Raw genomic sequence first — 25,590 nt, 5'->3', positions numbered from 1 at the left:
GCCTCTGCCGCGGACGCCTCCTGGTTCAGGAGGATTCCCGCACCACCAGTTCCGTCGCCAGGACCAGCGGTGCCGGTGGCCGGCGGTTCGCGATCTCGTCCAGGAGCAGGCCGGTCATCGCGCGGCCCATCTCCTCGATCGGCTGACGCACGCTGGTCAGGGGCGGGTCCATGTGGCGGGCGATGACCGAGTCGTCGTAGCCGACCAGCGCCACGTCATCGGGTATGCGGCGGCCCGCCTCGCGCAGCACCTGGCGGGCACCGGCCGCCATGACGTCCGACTCGGCGAACACCGCGTCCAGGTCCGGCCGACGGGCGAGCAGCCGCGTCATGGCCCGGCGACCGCCCTCCTCCGTGAAGTCACCGGCGGCGATCAGGTCTTCGTCCACCTCACGGCCCGCCTCCCGCAACGCGTCGCGGTAGCCCTCGACGCGCCGCTGGGCGCCGTACACATCGGAGCGGCCCGTGATCGTGGCGATCCGCGTACGGCCGCGGGCGATCAGATGCTCGACCGCCGAGCGCCCGCCGCCGTAGTTGTCCGAGTCCACCGAGGGCAGCGTCTCGTGGTCCGAGCGCGGACCGCTGATCACGGCCGGGATCTCCAGCTGGGCCAGGAGATCGGGCAGCGGGTCGTCGGCGTGCACCGAGACCAGCAGGACGCCGTCCACCCGGTGCGCCGCCAGGTACTGGGCCAGCCTGCGGCGCTCGCGGTCGCTGCCGGCGAAGATCAGCAGCAACTGCATCTCCGTGTCCGACAGCGCCACTCCCACACCCCTGAGCATCTCCGAGAAGTACGGCTCCGCGAAGAAACGGGTCTCCGGCTCCGGAACGACGAGGGCGATGGCGTCCGTACGGTTGGCGGCCAGCGCCCGCGCCGCCGTGTTCGGCACATAACCGAGCTCCGCGACCGCCGCCTCGACGGCGGCGCGCGTCGCGTCGCTGACCCGCGGCGAGCCGTTGATCACCCGGGAGACCGTGCCGCGGCCGACGCCGGCGCGTGCGGCCACCTCTTCGAGAGTGGGCCGGCCCCCGCTCCGGCTCCGCGCTCCGTGGCCTGCCATTGGCCCCGCCCTTCCGCCGTCGAACCCACGTCCGTCTGGATTCCAGTTGGCCTGGAATCTAACAGTCTTCCCGGAGCCGGCTAACGGCCCGATAACCGAGCACACCTGTGCGTGCCGGATCCCTTGACACCCTCGCCCGGACCCACGACTCTTCACACCATCAACTGTGGGAGCGCTCCCACAGTACCTGACACATACACAACCCGCACGTTCCCCGCCCGAGCCGCAGCGAGCACGAACGGGCCCAACCAATGCAGTTGGCCGGGGGGTCGGCACGTCAGGCAACAGGAGGACACATGCGCACGAGTACCCGGGGGCCCCGCGGACTGGTGGCCTTCGCGGCAGTGGCCGCGCTCACCACGGGCCTGCTGGCCGGCTGCGCCAACGACTCCGGCGACGGCTCGCCGGATTCGAACGGCGGCTCAGACGGCGGTGGCGGCAAGGGCAGGACGACGCTGACCGTCGGCACCTTCGGCGTCTTCGGCTACAAGCAGGCCGGCCTCTACGACGAGTACATGAAGCTCCACCCGGACATCACCATCAAGGAGAACGTCACCACCCGCACCGATGTGTACTGGCCCAAGGTGCTCACCCGCCTCCAGGCCGGCTCCGGTACGGACGACATCCAGGCGATCGAGATCGGCAACATCACCGAGGCCGTGCAGACGCAGGCCGCCAAGTTCGTCGACCTCGGCAAGGCGGTCGACAAGTCCCAGTGGCTGCCGTGGAAGCTCGCACAGGCCACGACGAAGGACGGTAAGACCATCGGGCTCGGCACCGACATCGGCCCGATGGCCATCTGCTACCGCAAGGACCTGTTCCAGAAGGCCGGTCTGGAGACGGACCGCGCCAAGCTCGCCGAGCAGTGGAAGGGCGACTGGTCCAAGTACGTCGACGTCGGCAAGCAGTACATGAAGAAGGCGCCGAAGGGCACCAAGTTCGTGGACTCCGCGTCCTCCGTCTACAACGCGGCCCTCGGCGGCGCGAGCGAGCGGTACTACGACCAGGGCGGCAACGTCGTCTGGGACAAGTCCGACGGTGTGAAGAAGTCCTGGGACGTCGCCATGCAGGTGGCGACCAGCGACATGTCGGCGAAGTTGAAGCAGTTCGACCCGACATGGGACCAGGGCTTCGCCAACGGCACCTTCGCGACGGTCGCCTGCCCGGCCTGGATGCTCGGATACATCGAGCAGAAGTCCGGTGACCCGGGCAAGGGCAAGTGGGACGTGGCGGCGGCCCCGACCGCCTCGAACTGGGGCGGCTCCTTCCTCGGCGTGCCGGTGGCGAGCAAGCACCAGAAGGAGGCCATCGCCCTGGCGAAGTGGCTGACCGCGCCCGAGCAGCAGGCGAAGGTCTTCGCCAAGCAGGCCAGCTTCCCCTCGACCCCGTCGGCGTACGCGGGTCTGACGCCGGGGGGCGACACCACGGCGTACTTCTCGAACGCGCCGCTAACGCAGATCTTCTCCGATTCGGCCAAGACCATTCCGACGCAGTACTTCGGCATCAAGGACCAGCCGATCAACTCCGCGATCACCGACGTCGGCATCCTCCAGGTCGAGCAGAAGGGCAAGTCCGCCGCCCAGGGCTGGGACGCGGCCGGCAAGGAGATCAAGGACGTGCTCGGCCAGTGACCAGCTCCAGCGAGGCTCTCGCGCACCCCGCGTCGAGCGCCGAGGCCGCGTCCGGCGGGCAGCCGGGCGCGGCCGGGGGCGCTCACGGTCGCGGTACGCCGCCGCGTGGCTCCGTCTCCTGGCGCAGCCGCCTGTACCGCTGGGACATGAAGGCGTCGCCGTATGTCTTCATCGCCCCCTTCTTCCTGGTCTTCGGGGCCTTCTCGCTTGTCCCGCTGCTGTACACGGCCTGGTACTCGCTGCACGACGTGCAGTTGTCGGCCCTGGACCACCAGACCTGGGCGGGCCTGGACAACTACCGCAACCTGCTGTCCTCGGACTTCTTCTGGAACGCCCTGAAGAACACCTTCACCATCGGTGTGATCTCGACCGTGCCGCAGCTGCTGGCGGCGCTCTGGCTCGCGCATCTGCTCAACTACCGGCTGCGCGGCTCGACCGTCTGGCGGGTCGTGATGCTCACCCCCTACGCAACCTCGGTGGCTGCGGCGACGCTGGTCTTCACACTGCTGTACGCGTGGGACGGCGGGATGGTGAACTGGCTGCTGCACTTCGCCGGGGTGCACCCGGTCAACTGGCGTGAGTCCGACTGGGGTTCGCAGTTCGCCGTCTCCTCGATCGTGATCTGGCGCTGGACCGGCTACAACGCGCTGATCTACCTCGCCGCGATGCAGGCGATCCCCGTCGACCTTTACGAGTCGGCCGCCCTCGACGGCGCGAACCGCCGGCAGCAGTTCCGCCATGTGACGGTCCCCATGCTGCGGCCGACGATCCTGTTCACGGTGATCGTCTCCACCATCGGCGCGACACAGCTCTTCGGTGAACCCCTGCTCTTCGGCGGTGTCAGCGGCTCCAAGGGCGGCTCCGAGCACCAGTATCAGACGCTGGGCCTGTACATGTACGACCAGGGCTGGATCATCGGCAACCTCGGCAAGGCGTCCGCGATCGCCTGGTCGATGTTCCTGATCCTGCTGGTGGTGGCCGTGATCAACATGCTGCTCACCCGACGGCTGAGGAAGTCTTCATGACCACAACCGATCTGCCGCTCTCCCCGGCCGGCACCGCGAAGACGACGGGCGGGCGCCGCTTCTGGCGTCCCAGGGTCATGGGTGCGGGCAAGCAGCTCGACGCGGGCCCCGTCACCTATGCCGTCCTGACGCTCTTCGCGCTGGTCTCGCTGGCCCCGCTGGTGTGGACGGCCATCGCCGCCTCGCGCACCGACCGGCGGCTCGCCCAGACACCGCCGCCGCTGTGGTTCGGCGCGAACCTGTTCAAGAACCTGCAGGCGGCCTGGGACCAGGCCGGGCTCGGCACCGCGATGGTCAACTCCACGCTGGTGGCGACCACGATCACGGTCAGTACGGTCGTGTTCTCCACGCTCGCCGGGTTCGCCTTCGCCAAGCTGCGGTTCCGCTTCTCCAGCGTGCTGTTGCTGCTGACCATCGGCACGATGATGATCCCGCCCCAGCTCGCCGTCGTGCCCCTGTACCTGTGGATGTCCGGCCTCGGCTGGTCCAACCAGCTTCAGACCGTCGTCCTGCCGACGCTGGTCACCGCCTTCGGTACGTTCTTCATGCGCCAGTACCTGGTGCAGGCGCTGCCCACCGAGCTCATCGAGGCGGCCCGGGTGGACGGTGCGAGCAGTGCCCGGATCGTGTGGCATGTGGTTTTCCCTGCGGCCCGGCCCGCGATGGCCGTACTCGGCCTGCTGACCTTCGTGTTCGCCTGGAACGACTTCCTGTGGCCGATCATCGCTCTCAACCAGCAGAACCCGACCGTCCAGGTCGCGCTCAACTCCCTGGGCACCGGCTACGTTCCCGACCAGGCGGTGATCATGGCGGGCGCCCTGCTGGGCACCCTGCCGCTGCTGATCGCGTTCCTGCTCTTCGGCAAGCAGATCGTGGGCGGGATCATGCAGGGCGCGATCAAGGGCTGACCCGGGGGAATCCCTTCTCCTTCCCCTTCCCCTTCTCCTTCCCCTTCTCCTGCCCCTTCTCCTGCCCCTTCTCCTTGCCTCTCCCCCTCCCCCCTTCTCTCCTCTCGCCTCCCCTGCCGACGGGGGCATCCACGACCACCATTGGGAGCGCTTCCATGTCAGAGCCCGTTACCCCGGTGACCTTTCCGCCCGCCTTCCTCTGGGGCGCCGCGACCTCCGCGTACCAGATCGAGGGGGCGGTGCGGGAGGGCGGCCGTACCCCCTCCATCTGGGACACCTTCAGCCATACGCCGGGCAGGACCGCGCGCGGCGAGACCGGTGACATCGCCGTCGACCACTACCACCGCTACCGCGAGGACGTCGCGCTCATGGCCGGGCTGGGCCTGACCGCGTACCGCTTCTCCGTCTCCTGGACGCGTGTGCAGCCGACCGGCCGGGGGCCCGCCGTCCAGCGGGGACTCGACTTCTACCGCCGTCTGGTGGACGAACTGCTCGCCCACGGCATCAAGCCCGCGCTCACCCTCTACCACTGGGATCTGCCGCAGGAGCTGGAGGACGCCGGCGGCTGGCCGGAGCGGGACACGGCCTTCCGGTTCGCCGAGTACGCGGCGATGGTGGGCGAGGCCCTGGGCGACCGGGTGGAACAGTGGATCACCCTGAACGAACCGTGGTGCAGCGCGTTTCTGGGCTACGCCTCCGGCATCCACGCCCCGGGCCGTACGGACCCGGAGGCGTCGCTGCGCGCGGCCCACCATCTGAACCTCGCCCATGGACTGGGCACATCCGCGCTGCGGTCCGTGATGCCGTCGCGCAACTCGGTCGCGGTGAGCCTCAATTCAGCCGTTGTGCGGACGGTCTCGCGGGATCCCGCCGACCTGGCGGCGGCCCAGAAGATCGACGACCTGGCGAACGGCATCTTCCACGGCCCGATGCTGCACGGGGCGTATCCGCGGACCCTGCTGGAGGCGACGTCCTCGGTCACGGACTGGTCGTATGTGCGGGACGGCGACCTGGAGGCCATCGGCCGGCCGTTGGACGCACTCGGCCTCAACTACTACACGCCCGCGCTCGTCTCCGCCGCGCCGGAGGAGAGGAAGGCGGGCGGACCGCGGGCGGACGGTCACGGCATGAGCGTGTTCTCCCCCTGGCCGTGCACGGATGACGTGATGTTCCATCAGACACCCGGCGAGCGGACCGAGATGGGCTGGACCGTGGACCCGACGGGACTGCACGAGCTGATCACGCGCTACACACGGGAAGCGCCGGGAGTGCCGCTGTATGTGACGGAGAACGGCGCCGCCTACGACGACAAGCCGGATGCCGAGGGACGTGTGCACGACCCGGAGCGGATCGCGTATCTGCACGCGCATCTGTCGGCGGTCCATCGCGCTCTCGCGGACGGAGCAGATGTCCGCGGCTACTTCCTGTGGTCCCTGATGGACAACTTCGAGTGGTCGTACGGCTATGGGAGGCGGTTCGGGGCGGTGTACGTGGACTACGCGACGCTGGAGCGTACGCCGAAGTCGAGCGCGTGGTGGTACGGGCGGGTGGCTCGCGGCGGGCACCTGCCGCCGCTGGAGGACTGACCGGATTCTTCTGGCGCGGAGCAGGGACGGGGCGCGGCATCCGGATGGGGTGCCGCGCCCGCTCATGTCCCGGTGGCCGTCAGCCGATCGCCCGGAACGCCTTCGAGAAGGCGAACTTGTCCTGGACGACCGAACTGCACGTCGGGTCCGCGGTGGGCTTGGCGCCGCCGTCGCACTGCTTGTCGCGCGCGGCCGACCACATCGACAGCCCGCCCAGTCCCTTCGACCGGGCGAAGTCCACCAGCTGGGTGGCGTCGTCCACCTTGAAGACCTCGGACGACACGTCGTTGACGCCGATCATCGGCGTGACGGCGACCGTCTTCCAGGCCGCGCTGTCGGACAGGCCGAGCACACTCTTGATCTGCGCCTGGGTGGCGGTGGCGGCCTGTACGGCGTAGGTGCCCATGTCACCGCTGAAGGAGGCGCCGTAGTCCATCGCCATGATGTTGACGGCGGAGATCTTCACCCCGTTGGACTTGGCGTTGGAGACCAGATCGACGCCGTCCTGGGTGAGGCCCTCCGGCATGACGGGGAGGGTGAAGGAGACGTCCAGGCCCGGGTGCTGCCGCTGGAGCTGGGCGATGGCCTGGGCGCGGCGGGTGTTCGCGGCCGTGTTCGGCAGCGCCCCGCCCTCCACGTCGAAGTCCACCTTCGTGAGCTTGTACGCGTCCACGACCTTTCCGTACGCCGCCGCAAGCGCGTCGGCCGAGGAGCAGGCCGTGGCCAGTTCCGAACCGGAGGCGCCGCCGAAGGAGACCCGGACGTCGCCGCCCTTGGCGCGCAGGCCGCCTATCTGGGCGGCCACCGCGTCGCTGCCGATGGCGGTCACGCCGCCCCACTTGGGTGTGCAGCCGCCGCCGTCGGTGACGAAGGCCAGGTTGTAGTCCTTGACGCCTGTCGCGTCGGCGGAGGCGAGCAGGTCGAAGGCCGGGTAGAGGGAGGTGTCGACGTACGGGGCGAAGCCGCCGGCGGCCGCCGTGCCGGAGCCGGTGGTGCGGGAGGCGGTCGGGGCCGGGGTGGCGGTCGCCGTGGGGGGCGCGGGCGGCTTGGCCGTGGCGGTCGGCTTCGGAGCCGGCGTGGGGGTGGCGGTCCTGGTCGGACGGCCGCTGGGCTGAGGTGCCGCGCCGCCGTCGGCGGAGCACTTCGCGCCGTCGATGACGCAGCCGGTCGGATCGCCGGAGCCGCCCACGACGAAGCCGACGGTCACCGACTCGCCCGCCGCCAGTCCGTCCTTGTCCCAGGACGGCGGCTTCACGGTGACGTGCTGTCCGCTCACCGTCGATGTGCCGTTCCACAGCGAACTGAGCTTCGCGCCGGAGGGCAGGTCGAACTGGAGCGTCCAGTCCCTCTTGGCCCGGCCGCTGTCGTTCGAGACGACGTACTGCGCGGTGTAGCCCGTCGACCAGACGCTGGTCCTGGTGTAGGCGGCGCCGACCTCGGCGGCGTGCGCGGTGCCCGTGATCAGCAGGGCTCCGCCGCCCACGACGGCGGTGGCGACCACGCCGCCGATCGCCTTGTTCCTGCCGCTGACCCTGCGGCGGTGCGTACTGCTCATCGCGTGCCTGCCTTCGCTGCTCACTGGGGTGGGGTGCGGCAGCACGCTAGCGATCCGGAATCGGACAAACCGGTTGCTTCGGATGGCAGTCGGGGATCTTAGGGTGCGCTTAAGGGAGGGATCGGGGGCGGTTAAAGGTAGAGACCAATTTCAGGTGGAGGCCAGTCTTCCGGAGCGCCGACGGCGCACCCGGTGTCCTCGCCGGACCGGCGCCCTGGCGTCGAGCTGGAACCAGATCCGTACCTCCGTCCCGCCCAGCACCGACGCGCCGATCCGAACGTCCCCGCCGGTCTCCTCCGCGAGCCTGCGCACGATGTCCAGGCCGAGACCCGTCGAGCCGTCGCTGCCCGAGCCCCGTCCGCGCGCCATCGCGGCCTCCGGGTCGAGGATGCCGGGCCCGGCGTCGGACACCAGCACGATCACCGCGTCCTCGCCGTTGTGTACGTCGACCGCGAACGCCGTGCCCTCGGGGGTATGGCGGAAGACATTCCCGAGCAGCGCGTCGAGCGCGGCGGCGAGGTCCGCACGGGCCACGGGTATGCGCACCGGACGTTCGGTCCCGGCGACCCGCCACTTGCGGTCCTCGTCCTCGGCGAGCGCCGACCAGAACGCCATCCGCTCGCGCACCACTTCGGCCGCGTCGCAACCGGCGCCAGGACCGGCCGCGGCGGTCTGCGGCTTGGCCTCCCGCGCCGTACGGATGATCGTGTCGACCTCACGTTCCAGCTGCGCCACCGCCGTCCGGGTCTGCTCGGCGGCCGGGCCCTCGCCGAGCGAGGCCGCGTTCAGCCGCAGGACGGTGAGCGGTGTGCGCAGACGGTGTGAGAGGTCGGCCGCCAGCTCCCGCTCGTTCGCCAGCAGTTGGACGACCTGGTCGGCCATCGAGTTGAACGCTGCCGACGCCAGGCGCAGTTCGGTCGGTCCCTCCTCTGGAACGCGTGCCCCGAGCTTCCCCTCCCCCAGTTCGTGCGCGCCCTCGGCCAGACGCTGCGCGGGCCGCACCATTCGCACGCCGAGCCGGTCGGCCACCGCGACCGAGCCGACGATCAGCGCGACGCCGACAGCCGCCAGCACCGCCCAGGCCGTCCCCACTCCGTGCGTCATCTCGGCGTCGGGGACGTACACCTCCACGACGGCGATGTCCCCGGAGCTGAGGGCGGTGGGCTGCAGCAGCGTGGAACCTCCCGGGACCTCGGTGGTGGAGGCCCGGCCCAGTCCGCGCGTGGCCGCGATGTCCTCGGCCGTGGCGCGACGGCGGCCCATGTCGACCGCCTTCGTGCCGCCTCCCGCCGGAATGTGCACCGCGATCCCGTCCCCGGAACCCGCAGAGGCGACGACCCGCTCCAGCTGGTCCCGGTCGGTGGTGATGGACAGCGCGGGGGCGATCGCGGCGGCCTTCCGCTCCGCGTTGGAGAAGGCCCGGTCGCGTGCCATTTCCTTGATGACCAGTCCGAGCGGTACCGCGAAGGCGACCACGACCATCGTGGTCACCGCGAGGCACACCTTGACCAGTGCCCACCTCATGACAGCGGCTCCGGCCTCGGCGGCTCCAGCTTCACACCGACGCCGCGCAGAGTGTGCAGATAGCGCGGCTCGGCCGCCGTCTCCCCCAGCTTCCGTCTGAGCCAGGAGAGATGGACGTCGATGGTCTGATCGTCGCCGTAGGTCTGCTGCCACACCTCGGCCAGCAGCTCCCTGCGCGGCACGACGACGCCGGGCCGGCCCGCCAGGAAGGCGAGCAGGTCGAACTCCCGGCGGGTCAGGTCCAGTCGCGTGCCGTCCAGTTCGGCGAGCCGGCGCATGGGGTCGATGGACAGACCGCCGACCGTGAGGATCGTCGGCGGCGCGGTGTCCGGGGCGCTCGCGCGAAAGCGGCGCAGCACCGCCGCGATCCGCGCCGACAGGTGCTCGACCGAGAACGGCTTGGTCAGATAGTCGTCCGCGCCCGCGTTGAGCAGGCGGACGATCTCGGTCTCGTCGTCGCGCGCGGTAGCGATGATCACCGGTACATCGGTGATGCCACGCAGCATCTTCAGCGCCTCGGACCCGTCCAGATCGGGCAGTCCGAGATCGAGGATCACCAGGCCGAAGGAGAAGTGCGCTACCTCGCGCAGCGCCTCCAGTGCGGTGCCGACGCTGCGCACCGTGTGTCCGGCCTCTGTCAGATGCCTGATGAGCGCCGAACGTACGAACTGGTCGTCCTCGACCACGAGCACACTTGCCATGGGCGGCACCGTACGCCATGTGCGCGAAGCGTTTCGGAGCCTGTGGACAACTCGGCACGCGGGAAGCGATATACGTAAGTGTGTGCGACTCGTGAGACACCGGTGGGGCGGGTGAGGCAGTATGGCCGGGATGCTGAAAGGACTCGTACCTGTACTGGCGTGGTCGCTCGCCACGGGCGCGGCGGTCACGCTGTCGTGGTGGGGTGTCCACACGGTGATGGCGGGGACCGCCTACGACCCGCCCCGCGCCCTGCCCATCACGGCGGGGGGCGCCACCGCTCAGGGGGCGAGGCCTGTGGCGACATCGACTGAACCGCCCTCTTCGCGCGGGGCGCGCCGTGAGTCGCCGTCGGCGAGTGCGATGCCTTCCGCCTCGGGTTCGGGTGGCCGTGCGGGGCACGGGGCTTCCCCGACTGCCGCGGCGTCCTCCGCTCCTGGTGCGTCCGGGGCCTACGGAGCCCCCGGCCAGGTCAAGAGCTATGACACCGATGGCGGGCGCGTGGTGTTCGACATCGGGGGGTCGTCCGCGACGTTGGTGTCGGCCACGCCGGGGGCGGGGTGGTCGATGCAGGTCTGGAAGACCGATACCTGGATCCGTGTGGAGTTCACCTCGGGAGCGCAGCGGGTGTCGGTGTTCTGCACGTGGCACGATGGGCCGCCGCATGTGGAGATCGGGAACTACTGAGCGCTTCACGCGAGTTCGGGTTCGTCGTCGCCTGCGGGTTCGTCACGGCTTTCGCGACATGGCGTTCGCGTCATCTCTTTCGCGGCATGGCGTTCGCGTCATCGCTTTCGCGCCCGCCCGGCGGAGCCGCGTGCCGGCAGTGCCCCGCGACCCTGCCAGGCGCGCTTCACGCGCCGTTCGGTCGCCCAGGTGTCAGCGGAAGACCGACGGGGGCGGGGCGGGGGAGGCCACCGCCGAGGTGTCCGTCACCGGCGGGGCGCCGCCCGTGAAGTCCGTCAGGGGCTTGCCGTGTTCCACTCGTGCGGGGTGTGGGTCCGAGGCGGCGCGCCGGGTCAGTTCGGCGATCTGGAGCGGATGGGCGGAGGCGGCCAGGACCGCGTTGCCGAAGCGCTTGCCGCGCAGGACGACGGGGTCGGCGATCAGCGCGAGTTCGGGGAAGACGACCGCCGCGGTGGATATCTGGCCGCGCAGATGGGCGAGCGGCGGCCCGTCGGCGAGGTTCGCCGCGTACACGCCGCCGTCGTTGAGCACCCGGCGGACGTCGGCGAGGAATTCGACCGACGTCAGGTGCGCCGGGGTGCGCGCCCCGCTGAACACATCGGCGATGACCAGGTCCGCCCAGCCGTCCGGCACCTTGGCGAGCCCTTCACGGGCGTCGGAGGAACGCACCCGTATGCGGGCGCCCGGGTCCAACGGCAGCGCACGTCGAACCAGTTGGACGAGTGCCGCGTCCCGTTCGACGACCTGCTGGGTGGAGCGTGGGCGGGTGGCGGCGGTGTAGCGGGCGAGGGTGAATGCGCCACCGCCGAGGTGCACGGCGTGCACCGGACGGCCGGGCGGGGCGGCCAGGTCTATGACGTGGCCGAGACGGCGCTGGTACTCGAACGCGAGGTACGAGGGGTCGTCCAGATCGACATGGGACTGCGGAGCACCGTCGATGAGGAGGGTCCAGGCGCGCGCCCGGTCCCGGTCGGGTATCAACTGGGCGAGCCCGCCCTCGACCGTCTCCACGACGGCGTCCGCGTCCTGCCCTCGCCGCGCGTTCCGTGACCTGCCCATTAAGCCATTATCGGGGGCTCGTCAGGGGGCGGCCCTTCGGCGGCTTCCCGGGTCCCGCTCCGGTTCGGACCGTATGCGGACGGTCACCGACAGTTGTCGGCGGCCTCGATCAGCCGGGCGGCCTCGCCGAGCGCCTCCCGGAGCACCGCCGGGTCCGTCGCCAGTTCCGCCTCGCCGGGCGGGAGCAGCCAGCCGGTGCCCTCGACCGGCGGTACCGGCACGGCGAGGCCGATGCCGCGCCCGTCGGTCTGCGTGCAGGTGCTGCCGGGCACGTCCCAGGCGTCCGCCGTGCCCGGCGGGACCAGGAAGCCCAGGGTGTCGCAGCCGTCGTCGTGCAGAACGGGTCCGACGCCGTCGCCCGCACCGCGGCGGAGGATGTCGACCGCCTCAAGTCCCTGCCGGGCCGGTACGGTCACCAGGTCGAGCGCCTGCCGCGGTGGCGCTCCGCGCTCCGGGGCCGGGCGCGCGCTCGACGGCTGCGTTCGGAACTCGGCGCTCTGCGTGGTGTGCATCCCGGCCTCCAAGACGGCACCCCTCCCCGATGACTGAGTCGGGACGGGGAGTTCGGGCGGCTCCCGGTCCGTCGGGTTCAACGCGCCAGAACGTCAACGGCAACGGGCACAACGCTTCCGCAAAGAATGGCAGTTCATGGCGGATCGCGCATGAGATATCCGGTTTGTAGCTAAACCTCGCATGTCGGCTCCCGCGGGGAAGGTACGTTCTTGCACCGCCGGACCCAGGGAACCAAGTGACACCACGCGGGCAAGCAGTCCCGGATCCGGCATGGTTCGACGGTTCGCACGAGAGGGCCCGACCATGACCTCGTCCTCATCCCCCCGACCGCCACGGCCGAACCTCGCCTTCCGGCAACTGCGCGGACAGCGCTCGCCGGGCGAGTTCGCCGCGGCGGTCCGACGCGCCGCACGCGAGATCGGTGAGCGGGTCAGCTGTGACGCGCGGTACATCGGACGTGTCGAGGCGGGCGAGATCCGTTGCCCCAACTACGCCTACGAACGAGTGTTCTTGCACATGTTCCCCGGCCGTTCGCTGACGGACCTGGGGTTCGCGCCCCGGTCGGCGGTCCGCGGCCGAGGGGCGCGCATCACCGACGAGGCGTCACCCGCACACACCGGCCGCCGCCCCGGCGCCTCAGGTGAGACATCCATGAGGCACGGGACGTATCACACGCCGGACACCTACGAGACGCACGAGTCGTACGGCACACACGCGTACGACGAACAGAACCACGAGGAGAGCGACGTGCAGCGTCGCGCGTTCATGACCGGCGGCACCGCCACCGTGGCAGCCGCCTCCCTGAGCCCTTTCGGGCTGGCCTTCGGCGGCCGGGCCACGGCCGCCGGACGTCCTGTCCACCGTCCCGGCTCGTCCGAGGCGGGGGCGCTCGAAGAGGCCGTACGCAGAATCCGCGTGCTGGACGACCGGCATGGCGCCGACGGCCTCTACCGCCGTGCCGCGGCCCCGCTGCGCGCGGCGTACGAGCTGCTCGACGCGGGCACGACCAGGCAGGCGGTCGCCGACCGGCTTTATGCGGGAGCGGGTGAACTGGCCATCTCGGTGGGATGGCTGGCACACGACTCCGGGCGCTTCGACGACGCGCGCTCGCACTACGCCGAAGCCCTGGCGACGGCCCGGATGTCCGGCGACCCGGGCCTGGAGGCGCACGCCTTCTGCAACACAGCCTTCCTAGCGCGCGACGCCGGCCGCCCCAGGGAGGCCGTACGGGCGGCGCAGGCGGCCCAGCGCGCCGCGCGGCCGCTCGGCTCGCACCGCCTGATGTCGCTGCTCGCCCTTCGGGAGGCGGGCGGCTGGGCGGGGCTCGCGGACCGGGCGGGCTGCGAGCAGGCGCTCGCCAGGGCGCAGGCCCTGTTCGACCGGGGCACCTCGGACGCGGACCCCGAGTGGATGACGTTCTACGGCGAGGCCGAGCTGGAGGGCCTGGAGGCGCAGTGCTGGTCGACCCTGGGCGACTGGCCGCGCGCGGCCCGGCACGCCCGGCGGGCGGCGGACCTGCAGGACCCGCACTTCACCCGGAACATCGCCCTGTACACGGCGGAACTGGCCGACGACCTGGCCCGGGGCGGCCGCCCCGACGAGGCGGCCACGGCCGGCCGGCGGGTCCTGGACCTCCTGGACGAGGTCCAGTCGTCCAGGATCCAGACCATGCTGGCGGGCACGGCGAGGGTACTGCTGCCGCACCGGCGGGCGTCGGGCGTATCGGCGTTCCTGGACCGCCACGCGAACCTGCCGCGCATGGCCTAGGGACTCTCGTTCGGATCGGGCCGGGCTCGCGGGCCGTCTCCGGCCTCCGGGCCTCCGGGCCTCCGGCGGTCCTGCGGCCTGCGGCCTGCGGCCTGCGGCACGACCCTGTCGGGTGGCACCGGCGCGGGCGGCGGGCCGAAGCCCGCGGCGCCGTGCCACCCCGGTGCTAACCCGCCAGATGCCCCAGATCGTTCCACGACTCGATCGCCGGCTCCCCGTAGGCCCACCCGAGCACCGACAGCGATGTCGGGTTGAGCCTGATCCGCGCGGCGAACTCCAGCGGCAGGCCCAGCCAGCGCGCCCCGATGGAGCGCAGGATGTGGCCGTGTGCGAAGACCAGGACGTCCCGGTCCGCCGCGCGGGCCCAGTCCACGACCTCGTCCGCGCGCGCGGAGACCTCGGCCAGGGTCTCCCCTTCGGGGACGCCGTCACGCCAGATGAGCCAGCCGGGCCTGATCGTCTGGATCTCGGCCGGCGTCATCCCCTCGTACGCCCCGTAGTCCCATTCCAGCAGCGCGTCCCAGATATCGGCCCGCTCGCCGAACCCGGCGAGTTCGCATGTCTCGCGCGCGCGTGCCAGCGGACTGGTGCGCACCTCGACACCCGGCAGCCCCTCGAACGGTGTCCGGTGCAGGCGCTCCCCCAGCAGCTTGGCGCCCTGCCGTCCCTCCTCCAGGAGCGGTACGTCGGTCCTGCCGGTGTGCTTGCCGGACCGTGACCACTCGGTCTGTCCGTGCCGGGCCAGCAGGATGCGCGGTGCCATGGGGAACCTTTCCGGGATGCGTCGGCGGGAAATCCACACGACCGAGGGGAAGTCCATACGGTTGTCACACCATCATCGCCGATGCGGTCACCCGGGCATCGCGCATGCCTCCCCGGGCAACCCGAGGGGCGGGGTCTGCGTCTTTGAGGGCCGGGGGCGCCCCACGCACACGGGCGCATACACCGTAAGGTGGCACGATCGGACCACTGGAACCGCAGCAGATCACAAGGGGGAGGGCGAATCGGATGCCGCAGGCCGAGACACCAGGCACCGAGGTGAGCCCGCGGAACCGGTTGCGCTGGTGGACCGAGCTGCCCTTGATCCTCCTGGTGTACCTCTCGTACTCCGCCGGACGGCTGCTCGCCCGGGGCGACGTCTTCGGTGCCACGGGCCACGGGCTGGCGCTGCTGCGCGCGGAGAAGCTGCTGCACATCAACGCCGAGCACCCGCTGAACCGTCTTTTCACACGGGAGGCGTGGCTCGGAATACCCGCCGACTTCTGGTACGCGTCGCTGCACTACCTGGTGACCCCGGCGATCCTGGTGTGGCTCTTCAGGCGCCGCACGGAGTACTACCGCGCGGCCCGCACCTGGCTGATGACGTCCACGTTCCTCGGCCTGATCGGCTTCACGCTGATGCCGACCTGCCCGCCCCGCCTGCTCTCCGCGGGACAGGGCTTCGTCGACACGATGGCCCAGTACAGCTCGTACGGCTGGTGGGGCGGCGACGCGAGCGCGCCGCGGGGCCTGGGCGGTATGACGAACCAGTACGCGGCGATGCCGAGCCTGCATGTCGGCTGGGCGCTGTGGTGCGGCGTGATGCTGTGGCGCCACGGCGGCTCGCGCTGGGCCAAGGCGGCAGCTGTCGTCTACCCGCTGACGACCGCGATCGTGGTGATGGGCACCGCCAACCACTACCTCCTCGACGCGATCGCGGGCGTCGCCGTGATGGGCGTCGGCCTCCTGCTGGCCCGGCCCGTGATGCGGGCGGCGGACGCGCTCCGCGCCCGGTTCGTGCCTCGAAGCTCCCCCGCCGCCCACGCCCCGGGCACCTCGGGTTCCCCCGTTGTCAGTGGCGGGTGCCAGACTTCGGCGGGTGAGCGAATTCCCCGACAGCGCCTCTCCCGTCCCGGGCAGGGAGCCGAGCCGGGTGCCTCTCCCGCGGACGCGGGGGAAGGCGCTGCGGCAGCAGCTCGCTGAACTGCGCGGGCCGTCCGTACCGCCCAAGGCGCTCGACGCGCGCGCCCTCGCGGCACTCGCCGCGAACCCGGGGTGCAGACGGCGCGCGCTCCTGGACGGCGCGGGGGTGAACAAGGCGGAGCTGGCGAGCGCGCTGGGCGCCCCGTCGGCGTTCGGGCAGTCGCAGTTCGCGTTCATGCGGGGCAACGCGTTCGAGGCCCGGGTCAAGGCGGACGGCGGGGCGGAGCTGCTCCGGCTGGTGCGCGAGACGCTGGACCCGGCCGCCGGGGCACCGGAGGCGGCGCGCGTTCCCGATCTCACGGCCGCGGGCCCCGAAGGCCGCACCGCGCGTACGGCGCTGGCGCTGCGCGAGGCCATCGAGGCAGGTGACTGGACCCTGCTCGACCACCCGATGCTCGCCCTCGACGTGGCGGGCTCCCCGGCGTTCCTGGAGCCGGACGCGGTCGTGGTGCACCCGGACGGCACCTGGACCGTGGTCGAGATCAAGTCCTTCCCGATGCTGGACGGTTCGGCCGACCCGTCGAAGGTGGGGGCGGCGGCCCGCCAGTCCGCGGTGTACGTGCTGGCGCTGGAGGAGGTCGCGGCCCGCCTCGGCGCGCGGCTGCCGGGACACGCCGGGGACGACACTGAGCCGGGCGAGCCGGACGGCGTCCCCGTTCCCGTGGTGCGCCACCGGATCCTGCTGGTCTGCCCGAAGGACTTCTCCAACCTGCCCACCGCCTGTGCCGTCGACATCCGCAAGCAGCGCGCGGTCACCCGGCGCCAGCTCGCCCGGCTCACCCGTATCGAGGAGATCGCCGAGGCCCTCCCCGAGGGCACGTGCTTCGCGACGGACCTCCCTCCACAGCAGCTGACGGCCGCCGTGGAGTCGGTCCCGGCGGCCTACGCACCCGAGTGCCTGTCGGCCTGTGAGCTGGCCTTCCACTGCCGCGAGCGCGCCCGCGCCGAGGGTGCCGTGACGTCCTACGGCCGCTCGCTGCGGGCCGAACTGGGCGGCCTGACGACGGTGGAGGACGTCCTCGCCGCCGCCCATGGCACGGCCGGGGACCCCGACGACCCGGCGGTGGCGGCCCTGCGCAGGGCGGCGACACTGCGGGCCGAGGTGCTCGCCGACCGGGAGGGCGCGGTATGTCGCTGATCGCCACGCTCGCCCGCCTCGAGGCCGTGCGCGCCGGCCGCGCCCAGCCCGCCGCGACCGTCCGCCACCGTCACCTGTCCGGTCGGCCGCTCGTCCTCGTGCCGCTCATCACCGCCGGCGAGGCCGGGGCTCCGCTCGGCGCGCTCGTGGGCACCGACCGGGACGCGCCCCGGCTGCTGGTGGTGCCGCAGCCCCGGGACCGCGATCTCAGGTTCGCGTTCCTGGCCGCCCTCGCGGATGTCGTCCTGCCGTACATCGACGCGTACGCCGACGCGGTGGAGCCCGCCGAGCGCACGGAGAGCGACCCGGAGACCGGCAAGCGGGTCAAGGTGGAGGTCGATCTGTGCGCGGACGCGCCGCAGTTGATCGTGCCGAGCCGGGCGGGTATCGAGCTCGTACGCCTGCTCGGGCGCTCGACGCGGTTCCGCCGCACGGCCGAACAGGATCCCGAGGCCCCGTACCCGGCACCCCCGCGCGTGCCGCTGCTGGGCCGCTGGTTCACCCACTTCGGGGAGCGTGCCCGGGTCCCGGGCTCCTCGCTGCTGCTCGCCGCCACGGATCTGCTGACCCAGCACTGGACGACCGGCCAGTCCGGTCTGGAGGACCAGCATCTGGGCGCGCTGCTCGCCTGGATCGACCCTCCGCCGGGCGCCTCGGGCGCCGAGGCCGCGCTGCGCGCCGAGCTGGAGCGGGACGGTGAGGGCCAGTTGCTGTGCCCGCCGGCCGGACCGGCCACCGACCCGGCCTTCGACAACAGGCTGCTCGCCCCGGCCATCGAGCGCTACGACCGGGCGCGCACCCGGCTCTCCGCCGCCGAGGACGGCGTCGAGGCGGACGACCGGCTCGGCGAACTCAGCGCCGCAGAGCGGCTGATCCGGGAGCTGGTCGCCGGCCGGACCCGCCCGACCTGGGACGCCGTGTGGCACGGGCTCGACCTGCTGGGCGCTCTGCCCGAAGGCGCGCATGTCGCCGACCGGTGGACGCGCGACCGGTGGTCCTTCACCGGTCACCGGGACCGGATTGCGGCCGGGGAGCCGCCGCAGCCGCGCCGCGACGACGCGGTGACGGCGGCGAACAAGCTGGCCGCACGCGAGCGTGAACAGGCCCGCCTGGACGCCCAGGAGGCGCTGGACGACCCGCTCCTGATGGCCGGGCGCAGGCTCGCCTCGCAGGCGTTCGAGGGTGAGGTCACAGAGGTCGCGATGGAGTACAGCGAGGGCAGAAGGCCGAGCCCCAGACCGCTGGTGACCGTGGAGACCGACGACCGGCCGCACCTCGGGGAGCGCGCGAAGGTGTACCGGTCGCTGGGCGGGAAGCCGCAGACGGCCGAGTTCGTCAGGTTCGAGGGCGACCGGTCTGACGGCCTTCTTGTGCTGCGCATCCTCGACAAGATGGGCCGCGGCAAGGAGCCGGAGGCCGGATCGGTGCCCGAGAAGGGCGACCTCGTCTGCTTCACACTGTTCGAGCACGAACAGCGCGGCGGGGCCAAGCTGCCCGACCCGGAGGACACCCCCTGGACGCACGGCGGACCGCCGGGCGAGGCCGACGCGCTGCCGCAACCTGATCCGGTGACCGAGGAGGACGTGCTGTGACCGTGTTCGCCCAGCCGGGCAGGGAGGTCGACCCGGGGACCGCCGCCGCGCGGGCGACCGAGGCGATCCTGCGCGACACGCTGCACGGTGCGCACCGCGGTGTCGTCGTCGACTCCCCGCCGGGCGCCGGGAAGTCGACGCTCGTCGTCCGCGCCGCGCTGGAACTGGCCGCGGCGGGGCGGCCCCTGATGGTGATCGCGCAGACCAACGCCCAGGTCGACGACCTGGTGCTGCGCCTGGCGGAGAAGGATCCCGAACTGCCGGTCGGGCGGCTGCACAGCAGCGATGCCGACCCGTACGACAAGGCGCTGGACGACTTGCCCCATGTCCGCAAGTCGGCCAAGGCCGGGGATCTGGCGGGCCTGGACGTCGTGATCTCCACGGCCGCCAAGTGGGCGCACGTCAAGGACGTCGAGCCATGGCGGCACGCGATCGTGGACGAGGCGTACCAGATGCGTTCGGACGCGCTGCTGGCGGTGGCGGGCCTGTTCGAACGGGCGCTGTTCGTGGGGGACCCCGGGCAGCTGGACCCCTTCGCGATCGTGGGCGCGGAGCAGTGGGCGGGGCTGTCGTACGACCCGTCCGGGTCCGCGGTGACGACGCTGCTGGCCCACAACCCCGACCTGCCGCAGCACCGGCTTCCGGTGTCCTGGCGGCTGCCCGCGTCGGCGGCGCCGCTCGTCTCGGACGCCTTCTACCCGTTCACCCCGTTCCGCAGCGGTACGGACCACGGGGACCGGCGGCTCGGTTTCGCGGTGGCCTCGGACGGCTCGGGGCCCGACCGGGTCATCGACGAGGCGGCCGAGACGGGCTGGGGGCTGCTGGAGCTGCCCGCCCGCCACACCCCGCGCACGGATCCGGAGGCGGTGCGGGCGGTGGCAGCGGTCGTACGGCGCCTGCTGGATCGGGGCGGGGCGTCGGTCTCGGAGCGCTCGGAGCAGCCGGTGCCGCTGACCGGTGACCGCATCGCCGTGGGCACGGCGCACCGGGACCAGGCGGCGGCGGTGCGCTCCGCGCTGGCGGACCTCGGGGTGACGGATGTGACGGTGGACACGGCCAACCGGCTCCAGGGCCGGGAGTTCGATGTGACGGTGGTGCTGCATCCGCTGTCGGGCCGCCCCGACGCGACCGCGTTCCACCTGGAGACCGGCCGCCTGTGCGTCCTCGCGTCCCGCCACCGCCACGCGTGCATCGTGGTGTGCCGGGCGGGGGTGGCGTCCCTCCTGGACGACCATCCGTCGACGGAGCCGGTCCAGTTGGGCGTGACGGTGAAGTTCCCCGACGGCTGGGAGGCGAACCACGCGGTGCTGTCCCACCTGGCGGAACACCGGGTGGCGTGGCGGCCCTGAAGTCCTCGGGGAACCGGGGCCGGGGAGGGGAACATCGCGGGGTCCGGCAGCCTTGAGCACTGGGGGCGCGCGGACGTGTTCTGTGAGCGCGAGGGTGCGCGCCGTGCTCCTCCGGCCCCCTTGCACTGCCGCGAGACAATGGACGGTGGCCACCCGAAGGGGGCGCCACTCGAACCGTACGAGAAGGAGAAGACATGGCGGAGCACACGCCGCGCCGGAACGAGCCGCGGCTACGCCCCGCGCCCCTGCTCTTCGAGCCCACTGAGGCGGCCTGCGACCCGGAGCACTTCTTCGACCTGGAGTCGATGGACGACCCGCGGGCGCTGCTCGCGCGGGCCACGGAGCTGACGCAGGCGTTTCGCGCGGCCGCCGACCGGGCGGTGGAGTACCAGGCCATAGCGGCGGCCCAGCTCGCGGACCCGCGTCGCTTCGACCGGCTCACCCCCGCGGACATCGCCGAGCGGGCGGAATGGACCGAGGACTACGCGAAGAAGATGGTGGAGTTCGGCCGGGACCTGCTGCGCGGCGCCGAGGCGAGCGGCCCGGAGAGCCTGGGCTGAACGGCGGTACCCGAGCTCAGCGGGGCGGTATCTGAGCTCAGCGGATGGGCTGAAGATTTTTTTCTGGCATATGCCGGGCGGCACTGTACTCCGCGCCTCCGCCCTTGTCCCGACTTTCCGCAACTCTCGGAGACGGCTCGCTCACTGCCGGTAGATGTGACGTCATGAGCAGCCGAACGCCGTTGTCCGAACCTTTCCGCGCGCCCCTCTCCGACCGGTTCGACGTCTCCGGCGTCACCGCGGAAGGCGCCGCCTGGCTCGCCTCCGCGGGAACGCACCCGCGCGGCACGCTCGCGTTCTGGGCGGAGCGGCCCACCGCCCCCGTCGTCCTGCCCTGCGGCACCGCGTTCGACGTGGTCAACGCGCCCGCGATCTTCGGGCGGCGCATGCTCGACCGACTGTGGGACGAGGGGCCGGGCTCCGGGCCCGTCGCCGCGCACCGGGGCCGGATGCTGCTGTTCACGGCGCCGGGCACCGCCCGGCGGCTGCCCGCGCTGCTCGACTGGGAGGAGTGGGGAGGGCGGGCGCACGGGATCCCGCCGCTGCTGTGCCACGGCCCCGGCGACGCCGTGACCGTGCCCGCCGTCCGCTCCGCCCCGGCCGACGGTGACACACGCCCCGAGTCGCGCTGGCTGGTGGCGCCCGACACCCGGCATCCCTGGCTCCCCGGGCCCGAGATCGTCCTGTGGGCCGCCGTACGGGCGGCGCGCGCGGCCGCCTCCGCCGCCGTACGGATATCGATTTTTCCTCCCGCCGACCAGGATGCTAAGGTCTACGACGTCAGCAGGCGCCGCTAGCTCAGTTGGTTAGAGCAGCTGACTCTTAATCAGCGGGTCCGGGGTTCGAGTCCCTGGCGGCGCACAGACGCGATGGCGGTCCTCTTCACACAAGGCTTGTGTGAAGAGGACCGTCATCGTTGTTTTCCCAGCGGCTTCGCCTCCCTCTCGCCGTTCCCTTGCGCCCCTCGCAGCTCCCTGGTCACTTCCTGGTGATCTTCACAATCCACGCCCCGGTCGGCGTCTGGTCCTCCACCTCCACCTTCACCCCGTCCCCCGGCACCGTGAAGCTCTCGCCAAGGGCCACCGGAGCGTCCGCGAGGGGCGGATACACCGAGTTGCCCCAGCACGCCGCGGTCTGCGGATGGGCGTCGAGGACCTGGATCGGCCCATCGCCGGACTCCATGTCGCTGCGGACGCGGTAGACGAGGACGCCCTGGAGGCAGACCCCGATGTCGTTGCCCATCGCCGCGCGCGCCTCGATCGCGATCACACTGTCCGGCCCCGTCCGCACGATCGCCAGTTTGGTGCCGCGCCCCGATCCGAACGCCTCCGTACCGGCATCCGATGCATCGGCGTCCGATGCGGCATCCGGCGTACCGGCATTCGAGGCGGGCGCGCCGGCGCTGCCCGCGGCGCCCACCGCGCCCGTCCCCCCGGACGTCCAGGACGAGCTCGCGTTCACCGGCACCTGCTGCACCCCGGTCGGCCCGGCCTCGTCCGGTTCGAGTGTCAGCCGCGTGACCATGCCGCGCACGCACACGACCTGGCGCGGATCCAGCCACCCCAGCTTCCACTTGTGCCAGGCGAACATGTCCGGCGCGAGCCCGAACTGGCTGCCCATGAGATCCCAGTCACCGACATACGTGTCCCAGTCGCCCTTGCCGCCGGTGGGCCGGTGGTAGAGATCGGGCAGGTCGAACGTATGGCCGGTCTCATGCGCGAGGACGAGCCGGTCCGGCGGATGCTTCTCGAAGACCGTCACCACCCGGCGGATGTCCGTGCCGTCCGCGCGCAGCGGGGTGTCGAGGTTCACCACCTTGGTGGCGTCCGAGTCGACGCCGGGCGCGTTCGGGTCGGCCACGAAGTACACGACGTCGTACCGCGAGAAGTCGACGGACTTGTCGGACACGGCGACCGCGTCGTGCAGATACGCGGCCCGGCGCGCCGGGTTCCAGTCACGCCTGATGGCGTACCAGGTGGAGGGGCGGGGCATCTGGATCCAGTGACCCACAGGATGCGGGTGCAGCGTGAACCGGCCGTACGACGCGCGCTCGTAGAACCTGCTGGTGGCGGGGAAGTAGTCCGCCGTCAGCTGGGCCGGAGTGGTCACCGGTTTGGCGTCCTTGAAGGACAGGAAGATCATGACCGCTTCCAGCGGGCGCACGGGACGCGTGTAGGAGGCGTTCCAGGTGTCGACACCCTCGGAGTGATGCGACTGGCTGCGCTCCAGCTCGCAGGTCGCCGCCAGGGGTTCGGCGAGCGCGGGTCCCGTGATGACCGAGGTCGCGACCATCGCCGCCATCGCCGTGATGACGGAGGCGGTCCTGCGGAGTATCGGCGCCGCCCCACCCCGGACGAGCCCCCACGGGGGGTTCCGGAATGATCCCTTGAGGGGGAGCGGACGCGACACGTCGACCTCCGGGTGCGGACGGGAACTCGCACCCAGCTTTGTCTGATTTGTATGACTGCGCCCTGTTTGTCTGCACCGGAAGGGTGAGACGCCGTCAGTCGGGGGAAAGGCCAGGGGGGATCCTCTACTCCAGGGGAGGGGCAGTGCGGGGTGGGAGCGCAGGACGGCGCACGGGCACCGAGGGGGCGGCCGACGGATGCCGACACCCCCAACATTCACGGAACGTCACAGTCGGGCTCGGCCTGATAGACAGGGGCCCCATGCGGGCAGAAACGATCTGTCAGATGGTGCGCCCGCCCCCGGAGGACGGACAACGGCTGGTAGGCCCCTGGGTCAGCCTCTATGATCGGCACACTTTCCTGCGCGAACACAGCTTGTACGGCCGCTCACCACGCGGCCGTCGACTCCGACGAGACCCACGAGATCCGTACGAAGAACGAGTGCACTGCGGGAGCGAGCGGTGAGCGGAACGTCCGAAGGGCCGACGCCCGCGGCAGACCTCGTCAGCCGGGCCGTCGCAGAGAGTCACGACATCGCGTCATCCGGTACGTCCGAGCCAGGGCCTCCGCCCGGGGCACACCCGGTACCCCCCGCCGGCGGGTCTCCACCGCCGTCGCCCGCCGCACGGCCCCACCATCACACCCTCGGCGCCGCGTTCACCGCCGCGCCGCTCGCCATGGCGGTCGTCGGCCAGGAGGGCCTGGTCGTCACCGCCAACGAGGCGATGGGATCGCTGCTGGGCACCGGCGCGGAGGGCGCGGTGGGCAAGGTCGCCGCCGACCTGGTGGACCTGTCCTCGGACACCCGCACCTGGCACGCCTACCGCGAGATGCTGTGCGGCCGGCAGACACGGCTGCGCTGCACCCGCCGCCTCAAACACCCCGACGGGCACTCGCTCTGGGTCCAGGTGACCGTCACCCCGCTGCCCGAGAGCGAGCAGGCCGTTCTGCTCTCCGTGGCCGACATCAGCGCCCGGCGCGAACTGCAGGCCCGGCTGCGGCACTTGCAGATGCACGACCCGGCGACCCGGCTGCCCAATCGCACCCTGTTCTTCGAACGCCTGTCTGCCGCACTGGAGGCGCAGTCGTACGAGGACGGCGGCACCGGCCGGATCGGGCTGTGCTACCTGGACCTCGACGGCTTCAAGGCGGTCAACGACTCGCTCGGCCACCGGGTCGGCGACCGGCTGCTGTCGGCCGTCGCGGAGCGCCTGACGCGCTGTGCGGACGAGGTCGGTCACGCGCGGGCGTCCACTCCGCTGGTGGCCCGCCTGGGCGGCGACGAGTTCGCGATGCTCGTCGAGGACTCGACCGGCACCGACCAGCTCGCCGAACTCGCCGAGTCGGTGCTCAAGGCGATCCAGGCACCGTTCGACCTGTCCGGACAGCGGCTGTCGGTCTCGGCGTCCATCGGCGTCGTGGAGCGGCACGCCGCCGGGACGACGGCGACCGGTCTGATGCAGGCCGCCGATACGACGCTGTACTGGGCGAAGGCGGACGGGAAGGCCCGCTGGACCCTGTTCGACCCGGAGCGCAACGCCCACCTCATGACCCGTCAGGCCCTGGTCTCCGGACTGCGCCCGGCCATCGAACGGGGCGAATTCGCACTGGAGTACCAGCCGTTGGTGGGGATGGAGGACGGCCGGGTGCGCGGGGTGGAGGCGCTGGTGCGCTGGCATCACCCGCAGTTCGGCACGCTGACGCCGAATCGGTTCATCGGACTGGCGGAGGAGGACGGCTCGATCGTGCCGCTGGGGCGCTGGGCGCTGCGGACCGCCTGCCGTCAGGCGCGCCGCTGGCAGCTCGAACGCCCGGACGAGCCACCGATCTTCGTCAGCGTGAACGTGGCGGTGCGTCAGGTCTGGGACTCGGACCTGGTGGCGGACGTGGCGGGCACGCTCACGGAGACGGGGCTCGCGCCGCATCTGCTGCAACTGGAGCTCACCGAGTCCGCGGTCATGGGCTCGGCGGGCAGGCCGCTCCAGGCCCTCCAGGCGCTCAGCGACATGGGGGTGCACATCGCCATCGACGACTTCGGCACCGGGTACTCGAACCTCGCCTACCTCAGCCGGCTGCCGGTGTCCGTGCTGAAGCTGGACGGTTCGTTCGTGCGGGGCTTCCAGTACGAGGGAGCGGGTGACGGTGACCGGCCCAATCCCGCCGACGAGGTCATCGTGGAGGCCATGATCCAGCTGGCGCATCGGCTGGGGCTGACGGTCACCGCCGAGTGCGTGGAGACGTCGGCGCAGGCCAGCCGGTTGCGGAGGATCGGCTGCGATACGGGGCAGGGGTGGCTGTATTCGCGGCCCGTGCCGGCGGACCGGATCTCTGAGCTGGTGGAGGGGGACGCCTGCCGGCGTGGGTGAGGGTTGCTTGTACCTGCGGGTACGTAGCGCTTTCGGCGCCGCTGATCAGATTCCGCCCGCCGGTAAAGTTGTCTCCTGCGGGCGCGTGGTGGGGTTTCGCGCAGTTCCCCGTTATGTTTTGCGCGGTCCTGCAAGAGGGCCGCTGGCCTCCGGGCCCGGCATGACTGTTCCCCCCTGTCGAACGGATGACCTGGGGGGTGG

Annotated in this window: 22 protein-coding genes and 1 tRNA gene; 14 read left to right on the top strand and 9 right to left on the bottom strand. The window is 71.6% G+C overall.

Going from position 1 to position 25,590, the window contains the following annotated elements; translation table 11 throughout:
• Positions 1-25 precede the first annotated feature (25 nt).
• Complete coding sequence (locus ABZ845_RS21375) at positions 26-1,060, bottom strand: LacI family DNA-binding transcriptional regulator (RefSeq protein WP_360981964.1); 1,035 nt, start codon at positions 1,058-1,060, stop codon at positions 26-28.
• 296 nt (positions 1,061-1,356) lie between these two features.
• Between ABZ845_RS21375 and ABZ845_RS21370 the strand changes: the two genes are divergently transcribed.
• The 3 genes from ABZ845_RS21370 to ABZ845_RS21360 are packed head-to-tail and all read left to right on the top strand — an operon-like array spanning position 1,357 to position 4,624.
• Entirely contained in the window at positions 1,357-2,691 is a 1,335-nt protein-coding gene (locus ABZ845_RS21370) for an ABC transporter substrate-binding protein (RefSeq protein ID WP_360981962.1), read from the top strand.
• A complete protein-coding gene (locus tag ABZ845_RS21365) occupies positions 2,688-3,716 on the top strand; it encodes a sugar ABC transporter permease (RefSeq protein WP_360981960.1) in 1,029 nt (342 codons plus the stop codon). Before ABZ845_RS21370 ends, ABZ845_RS21365 begins: the two co-directional genes overlap by 4 nt.
• The gene (locus ABZ845_RS21360; protein ID WP_360981958.1) at positions 3,713-4,624 is read left to right on the top strand and encodes a carbohydrate ABC transporter permease; all 912 of its coding nucleotides are present in this window, start codon (positions 3,713-3,715) and stop codon (positions 4,622-4,624) included. The genes ABZ845_RS21365 and ABZ845_RS21360 overlap by 4 nt, the downstream gene beginning before the upstream one ends.
• Here the strand turns inward: ABZ845_RS21360 and ABZ845_RS21355 are convergent.
• Positions 4,614-4,766 carry a hypothetical protein gene (locus ABZ845_RS21355; protein ID WP_360981956.1) on the bottom strand — a complete coding sequence of 51 codons (153 nt, stop codon included), beginning with the start codon at positions 4,764-4,766 and terminating at the stop codon, positions 4,614-4,616. The genes ABZ845_RS21360 and ABZ845_RS21355 overlap by 11 nt on opposite strands.
• A gap of 13 nt (positions 4,767-4,779) precedes the next feature.
• Here ABZ845_RS21355 and ABZ845_RS21350 point away from each other — a divergent pair, with 13 nt between their 5' ends.
• Positions 4,780-6,210 carry a GH1 family beta-glucosidase gene (locus ABZ845_RS21350; RefSeq protein ID WP_360981954.1) on the top strand — a complete coding sequence of 477 codons (1,431 nt, stop codon included), beginning with the start codon at positions 4,780-4,782 and terminating at the stop codon, positions 6,208-6,210.
• A gap of 79 nt (positions 6,211-6,289) precedes the next feature.
• On the opposite strand, the gene ABZ845_RS21345 is transcribed toward ABZ845_RS21350, so the two are convergent.
• From ABZ845_RS21345 to ABZ845_RS21335, 3 genes are all read right to left on the bottom strand, one after another.
• The gene (locus ABZ845_RS21345; RefSeq protein ID WP_360981952.1) at positions 6,290-7,765 is read right to left on the bottom strand and encodes a cellulose binding domain-containing protein; all 1,476 of its coding nucleotides are present in this window, start codon (positions 7,763-7,765) and stop codon (positions 6,290-6,292) included.
• Between the two features lie 150 nt (positions 7,766-7,915).
• Entirely contained in the window at positions 7,916-9,289 is a 1,374-nt protein-coding gene (locus tag ABZ845_RS21340) for a HAMP domain-containing sensor histidine kinase (RefSeq protein WP_360981950.1), read from the bottom strand.
• Positions 9,286-9,990, bottom strand: coding sequence for a response regulator transcription factor (locus tag ABZ845_RS21335; protein WP_360981948.1), 705 nt, complete (start codon positions 9,988-9,990; stop codon positions 9,286-9,288). Before ABZ845_RS21335 ends, ABZ845_RS21340 begins: the two co-directional genes overlap by 4 nt.
• Before the next feature lie 130 nt (positions 9,991-10,120).
• Between ABZ845_RS21335 and ABZ845_RS21330 the strand changes: the two genes are divergently transcribed.
• Entirely contained in the window at positions 10,121-10,675 is a 555-nt protein-coding gene (locus ABZ845_RS21330) for a hypothetical protein (RefSeq protein WP_360981946.1), read from the top strand.
• Between the two features lie 192 nt (positions 10,676-10,867).
• Here ABZ845_RS21330 and ABZ845_RS21325 read toward each other — a convergent pair whose 3' ends face one another.
• Positions 10,868-11,734 (bottom strand): fused MFS/spermidine synthase, encoded by an 867-nt coding sequence (locus ABZ845_RS21325; protein WP_360981944.1) that lies wholly within the window; start codon positions 11,732-11,734, stop codon positions 10,868-10,870.
• A gap of 83 nt (positions 11,735-11,817) precedes the next feature.
• Positions 11,818-12,246 (bottom strand): hypothetical protein, encoded by a 429-nt coding sequence (locus ABZ845_RS21320; RefSeq protein ID WP_360981942.1) that lies wholly within the window; start codon positions 12,244-12,246, stop codon positions 11,818-11,820.
• Between the two features lie 304 nt (positions 12,247-12,550).
• Between ABZ845_RS21320 and ABZ845_RS21315 the strand changes: the two genes are divergently transcribed.
• Complete coding sequence (locus ABZ845_RS21315; RefSeq protein ID WP_360981940.1) at positions 12,551-14,014, top strand: hypothetical protein; 1,464 nt, start codon at positions 12,551-12,553, stop codon at positions 14,012-14,014.
• 166 nt (positions 14,015-14,180) lie between these two features.
• Here ABZ845_RS21315 and ABZ845_RS21310 read toward each other — a convergent pair whose 3' ends face one another.
• Positions 14,181-14,777: a histidine phosphatase family protein gene (locus ABZ845_RS21310; RefSeq protein WP_360981938.1), complete on the bottom strand. Its 597-nt coding sequence runs from the start codon at positions 14,775-14,777 to the stop codon at positions 14,181-14,183.
• Positions 14,778-15,022: 245 nt separating this feature from the next.
• On the opposite strand from ABZ845_RS21310, the gene ABZ845_RS21305 reads away from it, so the two are divergent.
• The 7 genes from ABZ845_RS21305 (at position 15,023) to ABZ845_RS21275 (ending at position 21,476) form a co-directional block, all read left to right on the top strand.
• A complete protein-coding gene (locus ABZ845_RS21305; protein WP_360981936.1) occupies positions 15,023-15,976 on the top strand; it encodes a phosphatase PAP2 family protein in 954 nt (317 codons plus the stop codon).
• Positions 15,927-17,114, top strand: a complete 1,188-nt coding sequence (locus ABZ845_RS21300) for a hypothetical protein (RefSeq protein ID WP_360981934.1) — start codon at positions 15,927-15,929, stop codon at positions 17,112-17,114. Before ABZ845_RS21305 ends, ABZ845_RS21300 begins: the two co-directional genes overlap by 50 nt.
• A complete protein-coding gene (locus ABZ845_RS21295) occupies positions 17,105-18,706 on the top strand; it encodes a hypothetical protein (protein WP_360981932.1) in 1,602 nt (533 codons plus the stop codon). The genes ABZ845_RS21300 and ABZ845_RS21295 overlap by 10 nt, the downstream gene beginning before the upstream one ends.
• Entirely contained in the window at positions 18,703-20,055 is a 1,353-nt protein-coding gene (locus tag ABZ845_RS21290) for an AAA domain-containing protein (protein WP_360981930.1), read from the top strand. Before ABZ845_RS21295 ends, ABZ845_RS21290 begins: the two co-directional genes overlap by 4 nt.
• A gap of 194 nt (positions 20,056-20,249) precedes the next feature.
• A complete protein-coding gene (locus ABZ845_RS21285; protein ID WP_360981928.1) occupies positions 20,250-20,615 on the top strand; it encodes a hypothetical protein in 366 nt (121 codons plus the stop codon).
• A 164-nt stretch (positions 20,616-20,779) separates the two neighbouring features.
• The gene (locus ABZ845_RS21280; protein ID WP_360981926.1) at positions 20,780-21,412 is read left to right on the top strand and encodes a bifunctional DNA primase/polymerase; all 633 of its coding nucleotides are present in this window, start codon (positions 20,780-20,782) and stop codon (positions 21,410-21,412) included.
• A tRNA-Lys gene (locus ABZ845_RS21275) sits at positions 21,403-21,476 on the top strand. The genes ABZ845_RS21280 and ABZ845_RS21275 overlap by 10 nt, the downstream gene beginning before the upstream one ends.
• A 117-nt stretch (positions 21,477-21,593) precedes the next feature.
• Here ABZ845_RS21275 and ABZ845_RS21270 read toward each other — a convergent pair.
• A complete protein-coding gene (locus tag ABZ845_RS21270; RefSeq protein WP_360982094.1) occupies positions 21,594-22,949 on the bottom strand; it encodes a M6 family metalloprotease domain-containing protein in 1,356 nt (451 codons plus the stop codon).
• Between the two features lie 535 nt (positions 22,950-23,484).
• On the opposite strand from ABZ845_RS21270, the gene ABZ845_RS21265 reads away from it, so the two are divergent.
• Positions 23,485-25,389, top strand: a complete 1,905-nt coding sequence (locus ABZ845_RS21265) for an EAL domain-containing protein (protein ID WP_360981924.1) — start codon at positions 23,485-23,487, stop codon at positions 25,387-25,389.
• Positions 25,390-25,590 lie beyond the last annotated feature (201 nt).

The sequence above is a fragment of the Streptomyces sp. NPDC047022 genome, assembly GCF_040644155.1.
Lineage (GTDB): Bacteria > Actinomycetota > Actinomycetes > Streptomycetales > Streptomycetaceae > Streptomyces.
This window is presented reverse-complemented; position numbering and strand designations above follow the sequence as displayed.